The organism is Flectobacillus sp., assembly GCF_049240685.1.
Taxonomy (GTDB): domain Bacteria; phylum Bacteroidota; class Bacteroidia; order Cytophagales; family Spirosomataceae; genus Flectobacillus.
On record NZ_JBMLSD010000377.1, the window covers coordinates 24,396 to 37,621 of the forward strand.

The window sequence follows — 13,226 nt, forward strand, 5'->3', positions numbered from 1 at the left end:
TTTTATGGGCTATCAGAAAAGTTTGGCTATTTCGAAAACATCTCTAGTACTTTCTTATCCAAAAACTTTTCAAATAAAAATATTCCAAGTGAGGCTACTGCAATACCACATAAAACATCTATCAAATAATGATGACTTGTGTATACGGCTGCACCCCATATCCCAAAACAGAAAATCACAAAGAAGATATTGAACCAGCCTAGTTTTGCCTTTAAGCCATAATATAATGTAATGAGCGGAAATGCAGAATGTAAAGATGGCATTGCTGCAAATACATTTGAATTTCGAACGTACATTCCTTTAAATAGATTAACATTCAAAATTTGGTCAAAATATTTTAAGCCAGCAGAACTCCCCTTGGTATTCAAATCGAAATTGAATCCATGCTCGGCCACATACCATGGTGGCGCCGCAGGATAGGCATAATAAATAATCCAGCCAAGTAGATTAACAAAAACAAAACAATACGCAAAGGAATAGAATAATGGTCTTTTTTTGATATAAAAATACAAGGATAAAGCGATAGGAATCGGTACCCAGTTAATGTAAAATATCCCTGCCAACACATCAAAAAACGGGACATGAACCTTGGCAAAATATTCATTTAACGTAAGTAGTTTTCCTTGGTAATTTATCCCAAAAAGTGCCTTATCCAATTCGTAAGGTTGCTGAATATGTACCGTATTGAACTCATAATTTGGGAAAACCCTAAACGAATCATAAATAGCCCAATACACGATGTAAACAGCAAAAGACAGGATTATTTCACGCGTAAACTTATTGCCAAAGTAAGTGGTCACAAACAAGACATATAAAAAGATATGCTCAGGCAATAAACCAATAAATTTGATATACCAAAAAAAGAATAAAGGCGTGAAAATGACTAAGCCTATGATATTCTGAACTGAGAAGCGCTCAAATCCTGTTTCCTCGATAGTCAATACGCTACTACGGTTTGATTTTTTCATAAACATTTTCTCCAGTATAAAAATCCCTTCCAAATACTTCTACATACAAAACTTTGGGGCGTAAATTACTTCCTTCAATTTGTACATATACGTGGTCGAGTTTTGCTAGTTGGTTATTAATTAATAGTGATGCGTAGGGTTTTCTATTTTTGTCAAACCCTAGGCGAAGTTTTCTTTTTTTATAAGAAACAACCCATGCTTGGAGGGCATCGGTTTGCCCGTCTATTTTTTCGGTATCCACTCCATAAGCCAAAACTCTTTGTATCCAAGATAGCTCTTTACGTCTACCATCCTCTTGATACCTTAACCAATACACATCAATCGGGCTGTCTTCGTCGAAAGCCCCCTTAGCATTTAGTCTAGCATCGTAAACGATAGTATTTACATTTGAACTACGTTGTATATAAAACAATCTGACTTTAGAATCAGGTACTTTGGGATAATTGGTGGGTGAAAAACCAAAGCTAAGTAAGCTCAGTAAAAGGATTAACAAACTAGTTTTTTTCATTTTTATTCAACTCTTTTTGCGTATGTTCAATACGTTGGATGGCTGTGAAGTTAGATAAAATCGCAACTATCGTAAGTGGAATAGTAAATACGGAGATAGATTCGAACCAAGAGATTCGTTCGGTCGGTCCTTCTATCCTAAAATCAGGTCCAAAAACGGGCGATAAGATTCCGCATAATAAGGCAGAGCCACCAATTATCACCACACGCTCAGGCCTTTGCATCCAACCAATATCGCATTTAATATTCAATCCCTCGGCTCTTGCACGCGTGTAGCTTACCATAGAAGAACCTATCAAGGCTAAAAATGCAAAAAATGAACTAAACAGATAATGATGTGCAACTAGGTAATAGCAAATACCCAAAAACATAAACATTTCGCTGTAACGGTCCAACACCGAGTCATAGAATGCCCCAAATTTGGAAGAGGTATTACTTACTCTGGCTAGGCGTCCGTCAATCATATCAAATACACCAGCAAACAAAATCATTGCGCCGCCCCAGCCTACGATACTCAAATCGCCGCGATGCGAAGCCTCACCTCCATAAACAAATATACCTGCTGCCACGATATTGAGTACCAGACCAGCTGTGGTAATCATGTTAGGGGTTATTTTTAAAGCAATTAACAAATTAATGAAGGGATTGATAATTTTGTATATCAATTGTTGCCCTGCTGATTTGAGTGCATACATAGCTTTATGTGATTTATAGATAAAAAGTATGTAACCAAACAAAATTAGATTTAGGTTATGTGTTTCAGGCAAGAGGTACAAGGCAAAGCGTATTAAATTGTTTTTTAGCAACAATAGCAATGTTTTTGCCTAATGCCCATGGCGGAAAGCTCAAAACCTAAATTTTATTTTGCGTATGTAATTAAGTAGTAAAACGTTATTAGATAGCAACCACTTTTTACTCAGATTAAAAATCTAATTTGAATCGCCCACGAATTCCGTATTCAGAAACTTGAGGATTGTCTAAATAACTTAATCTTCTAACTAAATCAAATCTAAAAAATTTCAAAATATTACCAATACCTACGCTGGCCTCCAAATATGGTCCATTGTTAAGCGAATGTGTCAGTATTTGACCTTGTTCGTTGGTTGGGAATTGATATAAATCTGGATTTAAGTTAGGGTTATTTTTATCACTTAAACTTCCATACAATGCCTTAATCGTAATAATTTCACGTAGTTTTAGTTTTTTCAACAAAGGTATTTTGTTAAAGAAAAACCCATTAAAATAGTGATCTACAAATATCCCTGCATATTGATCACTGACAAACTCTAGGAAGTTCATCAAGTTATAAGATTCCAACTGATACGAGTAGCTTTGGTTGGCTCGGTGAATCATCAATAAAGGATATGGTACCTTGCCATAGATACGACCCGCTTCGGCGGTCACATCGGTATAACCTATTGGTGAAATAAAGAAGCGTTTATTCGCTCTAAAAGTTAGGTTATGAAAATTATATCCACTATTCAATATATTTGCAATGCCTAATGTATAGCGCAATTGCAAAATTGGATATTTATTAATTATCGGAATTCGATAGTTCTTGCCTTGGTAAAATTGCTCATTTGGTGCAAAGCGCAGGTTAAATGATAACTCTGTAGAAGTCACACTTTTATCGGTAATGACAATACCGTCGACCTTACTGACTCTCTGAAAGATAAGACTCCCTCCTGCCTCCTGACTCAAATTTTTCAGGCCAATTTCATAACTAATTCCCGAGCGCGACTCCTTGCGATAGTCAACTCTTAAAACTTTGTTATAAGTCATTTTGTCATTGACTCCTCGCTTGAACGATAACAAAAAGTTGTCTTCTTGAATAAATTGTAGCTCTTGCCCAGGAATACGAACCTCGTCTTGATAGGATATCCTTAAATAATTATTTGGAAACTCATAAATTGAATTTTTGCCCAAATTATAAGTTAATGCACCAAAGCCTTTCCAACGTTCGTCCTTAAAACCGTAAGCCGCATAAGTTTCGAAATACAATCTAGGATTAAGTTTTGCCATGGTTCGCCCTCCCAATCTCAAACGAAAACCTTCTACGGGGTTGAAACTATAAAAGGTATTTACTGGCCCTACTTCAAAAGTACCAAAATCAGAGTATCCGAATAAAAATAGGCTTGCAATCTTCATTGCTCGTTTGAATGCCGGGACCTTCTGAATACTATCAGCCATTTGATAGATATTAGTTTCTACCTTATTAAGCTGTTGGTGGCGTGCCTGCTCCCAAAAACGGTCGTCACGAGCATAAGCATTTTCGGTAAGCACGTTCTTTTGAATTGGCTTAAAATAGTTATTGTCAATAGGGTTATTTAATTTGTAATCCCTGTACGACACGGCTCTTTTTCCGATTACTCCTCTGGAATTTTCGGTTTTTAGTAGATTAAACTCAATCGTAATTTCATCTTTTGACAACATCAGGTATTTGTCGGCAGTAAGCTGAAAATCCTGCTCAATCTCCATGGCCATCACAAAATTAAGGTTGATATTTTTGGGTACCCCCATCTTAATTTTACGAACCGCATACGACGAATCCATGGCCACGTACATCGTACCAACAAAAGCAAAATCAGCTGGATTACGAGGTGAAAAACCCAAATTGATACATTTAACGCCTTGATGTTGCAGCGTATCAAGTATCACAAAACGATAAAATGTGGGTGATAACGGCGAAATTGGACTAATAAATTGCTGCGTTAATAAGCTAATATTATTGTCATAGATATTTACATCCTCGTACATACGGTTGAGATAGGCTCCCATACCGTTATTATCCAAAAACTGTTCGAGCCCTACCTTTTTCTCCCCTTTGATGTAAGATTTTTCTTCACGTGGATTTTTTCTAAAATATACATCCGATACCGTTTCTTTCAAATACAAAGGCAATGAAACCTTGCCTGTAATTTTTGCGGTATCGAGATTATCAAAAATAAACTGAAAATTTTTGAATATTTTCTTATTTCTGTAAGCTTCATCAATATTACTCAAATCCAATTGAAGCTTTTCGTATTTTTCGTACTGATAATAATCGAGACCTTCCTTCCTATTTTGGTCTTTGTGGTCGATTACCTTTTTAATCAAAGCAACGGCAGGGTTATCTTTGTTGCGATATTTATCTTTTTTCCCTTTTACAACCACCTCAGATAAATTTTGAGTGGTAGAGTAAAGTCGAATTGAAATTGTTTGAGTAATGTCCTTTTTAAAGGACTTTGTCTCAGTTTTGTATCCAACCGACGAAAATTGGACTTTCCCAGTTCCAAATTCCTTGACTGTAATACTGAAATTGCCGTTGATATCCGATTGCACACCTTGATTTGTCCCCAAAATTGTTACATTCACAAATGGGATAGCCTCGTTGGACTTATTTTCGGTGATTTTACCCTTAATAACTGTTTGTGACTGTGCTACAATAGAAATTGTAGACAGCAATAGCACGAATATATATGGGAGAAATTTTATTTCTTGAGGGAGACTATAAAGAGACCTTTTCATACGATTTATTCTTAAATACAAACCACTGATTTAGACCGTAGCTGTACACCACAAATACTACCACTCCAACTACCACCCGAACACTAAGATAATTCCAAGTTACCCAACTGGTAAGTAGAGCTACCCCAGCGACGTTCATAGCCGAGTTTCCTGTAGCGACTAAGGCATACTTGATACCTTGCCATGTCAAAGATTGCGTTTCATTTGCTTTAAATACCCAATTGCGGCTTACCCAAAAACCAACGATTGCCCCTAGTATATTTCCTACTAAAGTAGCCCATTCGTCGTTGACGTCAAAACCTGAAACAAGTGAATACGAAGCGGTAAAATCAGCACTTGTTGCGATACCAGACGCTGACATAAATTTGAGAAATATCCTTAGATATTTATACATAAAAATTGAAGAGAAGAAGTATTATCTGCAAGGTTACATTAGCCCATACTCCAGCAGCGACGTCATCTAGCATAACCCCCCAGCCTTTGTCGTACTTTTCAAAAGAACGTATATTAAACGGTTTGAAAATATCATACAGCCTGAATAACAACAATGCCAATCCTACATTTGTCCAAGTAAAGGGTATTAGACACAAACTTAACCATTGTCCTACAACCTCATCGATAACAATTTTGGATGAATCCTCGCCCCAAATATCTTCTGTTATTGCCGACGAAACCCTTCCGAGAAAAAAGAAGGTAATAGTTAGTCCAATCAACGTAGCCTGATAGATTTCATTTTGCAAAGGAAAAATAGCATTTAGTGCTATTACACAAAGGCAAGCTGCGATGGCACCGAAAGTACCAGAACCTTTGGGTATATAGCCTACTCCTAGCACAGAAGCTACCAAAATATGAAAACGAGAATTGTTCATTGGAAAGAGTGAAATAAGCTTATGGCTTTCAAAGCAGATGGAGAAATAACTTCACCAAAAATATTTGTCTAAAATACAGGAGACTAACACTAATCTCCTGTATTTTAATTATTTTCAATTACAATTCAACATCTTCTTCTACGTTTTCGTAGTAGTCCATACCCAAATTTGTAATTAATTCTTCACCCATTAAATAGCGAAGTGTATTTTCTAATTTCTCGAGTTGCTTAAACAAATCATGAATTGGCTCAAGTCCTGGTAAGGTTTGAGGAGCTTTCCAGTAGAAAGACAACCATTCTTGGATACCTTCCAAGTTTGCACGTTTTGCCAAGTCTAGGAACAAAGCCAAATCCAATACGATTGGTGCTGCTAGGATAGAATCGCGACATAGGAAGTTAATTTTGATTTGCATTTGATATCCCATCCATCCAAAAATATCGATGTTGTCCCATCCTTCTTTGTTATCGCCTAGCGGTGGATAGTATTCGATACGAACTTTATGGTGAATATCTCCCCACAATTCTGGATTCTGCTCTCCATCAAGGATACCTTCCAACACGTTGCCTTTAGAAACTTCTTTAGTTTTGAAGTTTTCTGGAGCATCTAATACCAAACCATCACGGTTTCCTAAAATATTGGTACTGAACCAACCACGAACACCAAGCGCTCTTGCACGTAAGCCAGGAGCAACAATAGTTTTCATCAAGGTTTGACCAGTTTTGAAATCTTTACCAGCAATTGGCGTGTGTGTTAGCGCAGCCAATTCCTCCAATGCAGGGATATCCAAACACAAGTTTGGCGCACCCATTGCAAAAGGAACTCCAGATTTGATGGCAGCATAGGCATACATCATCGAAGGTGCAATATCTGGGTTGTTGTTTGCTAAACCTTCTTCAAATTTGGCTAAAGAAGAATGTACCTCTTTTGCCTCGTGGTAGATTTCCGTAGAACCACACCACACCATAACTAAGCGTTCGCAATCATTAGCAATTTTAAAGTTTTCAATATCTGCAATCAACTCCTCAATCAACTCTAATTTGCTTGTTTGTGGTTTTACGTTTTCACCTTCCAAGTTTTTCACATAACGTTTGTCAAAAACTGCTTTCATTGGTACGATTTTCTCCAAATCCTCACGAATCAACTCCACCATTCCACGTTCCAATACTCCTGCTTTGATGGCCGCGTCGTACATGTTGTCACCATATACGTCCCATCCACCAAAAACGATACTATCTAGGGGAGCCAAGGGAGCGAAATCTTTAATTTTTGGATTACGTTTCTCGGTTCTTTTACCCAAACGAATATTTGCCGTTTGTGTTAATGAACCTGTTGGATGAGCTAATCCTTTTCGAGAGGCAATAACGCCTGCTACAAACGTTGTAGCAACAGCGCCCATTCCTGGCATTAAAATACCAAGTTTTCCTGTAGCAGCCGAAACCGTAGGGTTAATATTCATAATCTATCTGTAATATATGGTGAATTGTTCTTATAAATGCAACTTAGTTAGTTCTCGTTAATTACCCGTAAGTATATGACAATCTGGAGGTATGGTTTACTTCGGTAAAGTTGTCTGTTATCGACTAACTGATAAATTTTATAGACGAAACAATAAAACTTATCGACCGATTTCGTTTTTTAGTCTAATTTTTATTCAAAAAAATCGAGCATTCACAAATAGCTCAATATATATTCAGTGGAAAGCTAACGGAGCCAAATAATCAGAAAAACAAAATGAATAAAAAAGAAGCTTGTTTCAATATTATTTAGTTTGTACGTTACTATATATGTTATATGGAAAAAGAATTGAAGAGGAATCTTTTAGTAAAACACTCAACAAAAAAAAAAGTTTCAACTATTGGTAAAATTTTAGAAATATTGGTCTAAAATTTTATAAGTAAATCAACAATTAAATAACAATTCCGCTAATCAATATGTTTAAGTTTTTTTTTGAAAGAAAATCTTTACCAAGCAAAACTCTCAATACCAACTCATTAAAAAATTTCTTACACCGATGCAGGCTTTGCTGCAATTCCATTAATAAAAGTATCGATAAGAAAATCGATATGATGCAAATAGTCCTCCTCTATCTCAAACTCCTGCATTTTAGAAAACTCAAACCCTTTTAAAGAGGCCACCATTACACGGCATAATATATCGATGTGCTCTTCTGTATTCGGGCAAAACTCGCCGTTCTCAATGCCAAAAATCAAAAAGCTCTTTACTAGCGCAAGTTCTTCATGAAGATGTTTTCGCTTGAGATTGAAAATTGTGATAGCATGGTCCATTATTTCCTCTTTGAGAACCTGACTCAGGTTACACATCTTCTGCAATTTTTGCAAACGTGTTTGCCAGTAGACTTTCAATTTCTGATGTGCAGTATTCTCCTTGGCGGCAGCCTTTTCAATAGTATCAAATAATTCGGTGATTTCATTTTCAATCACTGCCTCAAAGATTTCTATCTTACTAGGAAAATAATAATATAGCGTACTTTTCCCTTTTCCCACAAATTTGGCAATATCCTCCATTGTGGTCTTTTTGAGACCATAACGTTGGAATAAAACTTTTGCGGCCTCAATCACCTCCTTGATGATGAGTTCGTCTTTCTGAAGAATGTCATTCATACGATTCGACCAAAAATGTATTTCGGTCTAAAATTAGGTTTAAAAATTTCAAATGGCAACTATTTTAACTTATTTTTAGAAAAAATTAAGGTTATGTGCTTTTCAAGCAAGTAAGACAGTGGGCTGAATTAGATTGAATCGCTCAGCCGAAGGCCTTTGGCGAGCGCAAATAGGTACAGAAAAAACAACTTAACACTCTTTGCCTCATTATTGGACAAAATTGAAGTTTCTAGTTGAAGACTAAGCCTTATTAAGTAGAAAAACGTTATTATTTAACAGTATATTGGTTATTTGATAATATTCATAATCAAAAGGCTATCTGCAATTTTCACTTTTGATACTATTGGTTTAATCTTTCCTGCTACTTATTTTTTTAAACAGTTTAAAACTTTTTCATAAAATTGAATGGTGAAGTACAAACATCCGAATATCCCCTACTCGAATTATCCAGTAAACAGAATATTTACCTTGCCTTGTGCTTGTTCCCACTTTCCAAATTCACAACCCTCGTTACCTAATGCCTAATGCCTATTGCCTATTGCCTAAACACAACCCTCCTTGCCTTTTGCCTGTTCCCTGTTGCCTAATATCCCTACATTTTACTAAGAGAGAAATAACTTCGAAAAATCTTTGATTGGTTTGATAGCAGCTTCTACAAAGTCCGAAACATAAGTATCATTCTTTTGGTTGAATATTTCCTTGGGCGTTCCGAGCATCAAAATATTTCCTTTATGCATAACCCCTATCCTATCGGCTACTAGGAGTGCCTCAATCATATCGTGTGTCACAAAAAGACATGCGATTTCTTCATGCTTGATAAGTGTAACCAAATTTTGGCGAAGATGCTGTTTATTGATAGAATCCAAATTTGAAAAAGGTTCATCTAGTAGCAAGGCTTGAGGTTCTTCGGCTATGGCTCTGGCGATTGCGGTTCTTTGCTTCTCACCACCAGAAACATCCTTTGGCTTCTTGTCTTTAATATGACTTATACCGCAAAGTTCAAGTAACTCAGCTACTCGACTTAGGCGATACTCTTTGGTATATTTAGTAAGCGAAAGATCGATATTTTCCCAAATTTTATGTTCTGGCTTTAATTTATAATCCTGCGGTACAAGTTTGATATCGGGTAATTCTTTGATTAGTCGATTGAAGTACAAATCTATTTCTTTTTCATCTAGCCAAAGTTTACCTTCATCTGGGCGTATATTTCCCGAAATCATATTAAGTAAAGTAGTCTTCCCCGAACCACTTTCTCCTACAATAGCAAGAATCTCGGCTGGTGCAATTTCGAGAGATATATTATTTACGACTGTTCTATCCTCATACGCCTTTTTTAAATTGGCGATTTTTAAAATACCCATACTCAAAAAAGAGAAAGACTCTCAGGAATGCCTAATTCTTTCCCACGAAATAAATTTATATTGATTAAATAAAATAACTGCTATTATGATAAAGGCGGTAGCTATCACTAAAGTTCCCACAGAAGATTGGGAAATGTAATAGTGAACCGTGCCGATGGTTGGCATGACAACAATGAGGTTAAAAAACCTCAACCAATTGTTTCCTTTTACATTCGAATTGCCAGCTTCGACCGAAAATGGTAGCCTAAAGTTTTCACGAAAGACGCTTATTGCCATAAAAAGTAAGGTCACAGAAATATTGAGATAGATATCATATAAACTATCTAGCCCCTCTTTCATGAGCATTATGGTCGTAACTAATATATAAAGAGGTACAATAAAACGAATAATAACTGAACGATACGCGCCTATCAGTAACTCACCGGGATTGTCGATGGGAAGAATTTGGTAAATCCACGAGGCTTTCCAATTGTCAGATAAAAAAATCTGTTGTACAATCATATTAAGAGTAAAAGTGGAATAGTACAAAATCATTAGTCGATTAATCTCAATCGTTTGATTATCATAATAGTACCTAATTGTAAACAAAATCAACAGACCAAGCGAAGGATAGGCTCTCAACTTGAAACGTCTATCTCTTGTGACGATAATCCAAACTAATTCGAAGGCAGATTTTTCAAGAATGGAATGCTTAAAAAATTGATGTACATTTCTAAAAAATCGGTTAATAATCGACTTAGAGGAAGTTGTCTTCGATTCCAAGTTCACGTAATACTGAATAGAACTTAGCCTAGAAGCAAAAAATGGAGCTAAAAATTTATTGACGAGAATTAGTGTCACAATCGGCAATAAAATCCCTAAAAAGATAAAATTAACTCTTTGCCAATCTAAAATATGATACTTATAACTATCGATAATAATTGAATACCATGCGGGAGGGGTAAAATAATGCCAAGTTTGGATTGGCGTTGGCTGAAAAATATCCTCGACGGTTATTTTGGATTGCCCCGATATAAACTGATAACCAATCGACAAGCTCAGCGTGAAGGCAATTTGAACATAAATGATGATATCCTTAAAACGGTCTGGATTAACCACCTTAGAAAGCAAGATATACAATCCACTAGATACAAATACAGAAATCAGGCACAAAAACACTACCCCAACCAGAAAGAGTAAGCCAACTACAAAGCCTAATTTGAGCGAGAGTACAACCATCAAACCAAGGGCATTAGCTAAACTTAAAATTCCAAGGAAAATGAATAAATGTAATAATCTTGAAATCCAGATAGTCTTAGCATCCACTGGTTTAGAAAGCAAGGTTTGGTTATCTTGGGTATCAAATAAAACCTCTGCAAAATCCGATAGCATATTAAAGCAAATCATGAACATCATGTAAGTAAAACACATGAGCATCATATTAAACACGGTCTGTTTGACAGAGAATATGACTATGGCATATATAAAGCTAAACACACCTTGAATAATTGAGGTTTTAATGAAAGTTCGGTGATTAGATTCCTCCTCAATTTCTGGCTCCAAGGCTTTTGTATCGGTATCTACCTCTAGGCCTGTAGGATGTTTAAGTTTGGGGTTTTTTATCCAAAATCCTCTCGTTTCGATTAGCAATTTGACTTCCATAATTGCCCTGAGAGCAGTGTATTCCACTCCTATATTCGTAAAAAACCAACGGAATCTATCTAATAAAAAAAGTATAAACTTTACCATATAATAAGTCTTAAAACACTGTAGCAATTAGGACACTTGATTCAACAGGTAGCTACCATGTTGGATTGAGAAATTGAGTGCATTAAAGGGTACATACAGTTCAATAATCGTGCAAAAATAATTTTGTAATTGAGCAATCGGTACATAGCAGAGCGCTCAAAGCCCAAATTGTATTTTGCGTAGTAACTTATTTTAAAAAGGAAGAAAAATTACCGATAATTTTCTAAATCAACAAGTTGAACCCATAGCACATCATTATACATTGAAGTTAGCTCTGTTTGAGTAAAGACAAAAACTGTTCAGCATTTTCTTTAATATTGGATGAATTACCTGTTAGGGTACTAAAAATTGATTCCAAAGAGCTATTTTCTAAATTTTGTAAGTCTTCAAAAGTTCCATCGGCAACAATCTCACCTTGGTTTATTAGGATAATTCTATCAGAAATTTTCTCCACCACATCCATTAGGTGGGAAGAATAAAAAATAGTTTTCCCCTCAGACTTAAGTTTACCCAAAATTTCCTTGAGAAGTAACACCGCATTGGGGTCTAAACCAGACAAGGGTTCATCCAAAATTATCAAATCAGGATTGTGCATCATTCCAGCTATAATCTGCACCTTTTGTTTTGAACCTTTAGAAAAAACACCCATCCTGCGATCGGCGAGCTGACCTAGTTCAAATATCTCCAACATTTTATGTGCAATTTGCTCAATACGGCTGTCAGACATCTTGTGAAGTCTGCCAACAAACAGCAAATACTCCATTGGAGTAAGTTGCTCATATAGTTGAGCACTTTCGGGTACATACCCAACCTTTTGTTTTACCTCTAGCGAATGTGTAGTTACATCAAATCCTAGTACCTTAACCTTACCAGAAAAACCTCTCACCATTCCAATCAAAGTTTTGAGCGTAGTACTTTTCCCTGCTCCGTTGGGGCCAATATATCCAACAATTTGGCCACGATTAATAGTCAAATTCAGTCCTTTAAGTACCTCTTTTTCACCATAATTCATAGTCAAATTCTCGATCTCTATTACAGGGCAATCATTAATCATTTGTATCAGGGGTTAGTAAGTCTGCAAAATATCAAATCTTGCGGTATCTTAAAAATTTCATAAAGTTAATCTACTTTTTCGTAAAGTATATTTTTTCATGAAAAAATACCGTAACATATAGAACAGATTAGAACAGTAATAAAATATTTTTTTATATTTGTCAATTCTTTTTTAAAGGCAACAGGCAGAAGGCAAAGAGTGTTTTTTTAGTAGAATTTTGTTTTAGGCAAAAGGCAACAGGCACTAGGCAAGGAGTGTTTTTTTAGTAGAATTTTGTTTTAGGCAGAAGGCAACAGGCAGAAGGCAAGGAGTGTTTTTTATTAGTAGAATTTTGTTTTAGGCAAAAGGCAACAGGCACTAGGCAAAGAGTGTTTTTTTAGTAGAATTGTGTTTTAGGCAGAAGACAACAGGCATAAGGCAAAGAGTGTTTCTTTTGTAGAATTTTGTTTTAGGCAGAAGGCACTAGGCAGAAGGCAAAGAGTGTTAAAATGTTTTGATATGTTTTTGCCAGAACCCCAAAGCCGTAAGCTAGAAAAAAAAGGCGTTTTTTATGAATATATACAGACCTTTTGGCTAAATTCTACGGCGTAAATGTACAAAACTACTAACTT

The 13,226-nt window shown here is 36.0% G+C and carries 11 protein-coding genes; all 11 read right to left on the reverse strand.

Annotation, left to right across the window (positions count from 1 at the left end; all coding sequences use genetic code 11):
• Positions 1 to 26: 26 nt before the first annotated feature.
• Positions 27 to 968, reverse strand: coding sequence for a phosphatase PAP2 family protein (locus ACOVQ4_RS17575; protein WP_421821921.1), 942 nt, complete (start codon positions 966 to 968; stop codon positions 27 to 29).
• Positions 949 to 1,476, reverse strand: a complete 528-nt coding sequence (locus ACOVQ4_RS17580) for a DUF4833 domain-containing protein (protein WP_421821922.1) — start codon at positions 1,474 to 1,476, stop codon at positions 949 to 951. The genes ACOVQ4_RS17575 and ACOVQ4_RS17580 overlap by 20 nt, the downstream gene beginning before the upstream one ends.
• Entirely contained in the window at positions 1,463 to 2,170 is a 708-nt protein-coding gene (locus ACOVQ4_RS17585; protein ID WP_421821923.1) for a CDP-alcohol phosphatidyltransferase family protein, read from the reverse strand. Before ACOVQ4_RS17585 ends, ACOVQ4_RS17580 begins: the two co-directional genes overlap by 14 nt.
• 226 nt (positions 2,171 to 2,396) lie before the next feature.
• Positions 2,397 to 4,982, reverse strand: coding sequence for a DUF5686 family protein (locus ACOVQ4_RS17590; protein WP_421821924.1), 2,586 nt, complete (start codon positions 4,980 to 4,982; stop codon positions 2,397 to 2,399).
• Positions 4,963 to 5,343, reverse strand: a complete 381-nt coding sequence (locus tag ACOVQ4_RS17595) for a GtrA family protein (protein ID WP_421821925.1) — start codon at positions 5,341 to 5,343, stop codon at positions 4,963 to 4,965. Before ACOVQ4_RS17595 ends, ACOVQ4_RS17590 begins: the two co-directional genes overlap by 20 nt.
• Before the next feature lie 25 nt (positions 5,344 to 5,368).
• Complete coding sequence (locus tag ACOVQ4_RS17600) at positions 5,369 to 5,851, reverse strand: phosphatidylglycerophosphatase A (RefSeq protein ID WP_421821926.1); 483 nt, start codon at positions 5,849 to 5,851, stop codon at positions 5,369 to 5,371.
• A 118-nt stretch (positions 5,852 to 5,969) separates the two neighbouring features.
• A complete protein-coding gene (locus ACOVQ4_RS17605; RefSeq protein ID WP_421821927.1) occupies positions 5,970 to 7,307 on the reverse strand; it encodes an inositol-3-phosphate synthase in 1,338 nt (445 codons plus the stop codon).
• A 547-nt stretch (positions 7,308 to 7,854) separates the two neighbouring features.
• Positions 7,855 to 8,472, reverse strand: coding sequence for a TetR/AcrR family transcriptional regulator (locus tag ACOVQ4_RS17610; RefSeq protein ID WP_421821928.1), 618 nt, complete (start codon positions 8,470 to 8,472; stop codon positions 7,855 to 7,857).
• A gap of 602 nt (positions 8,473 to 9,074) precedes the next feature.
• Positions 9,075 to 9,833 (reverse strand): ABC transporter ATP-binding protein, encoded by a 759-nt coding sequence (locus ACOVQ4_RS17615; protein WP_421821929.1) that lies wholly within the window; start codon positions 9,831 to 9,833, stop codon positions 9,075 to 9,077.
• A 21-nt stretch (positions 9,834 to 9,854) separates the two neighbouring features.
• Positions 9,855 to 11,561, reverse strand: coding sequence for a hypothetical protein (locus ACOVQ4_RS17620; protein WP_421821930.1), 1,707 nt, complete (start codon positions 11,559 to 11,561; stop codon positions 9,855 to 9,857).
• Between the two features lie 268 nt (positions 11,562 to 11,829).
• Positions 11,830 to 12,615 (reverse strand): ABC transporter ATP-binding protein, encoded by a 786-nt coding sequence (locus tag ACOVQ4_RS17625; RefSeq protein WP_421821931.1) that lies wholly within the window; start codon positions 12,613 to 12,615, stop codon positions 11,830 to 11,832.
• Between the last annotated feature and the right edge of the window lie 611 nt (positions 12,616 to 13,226).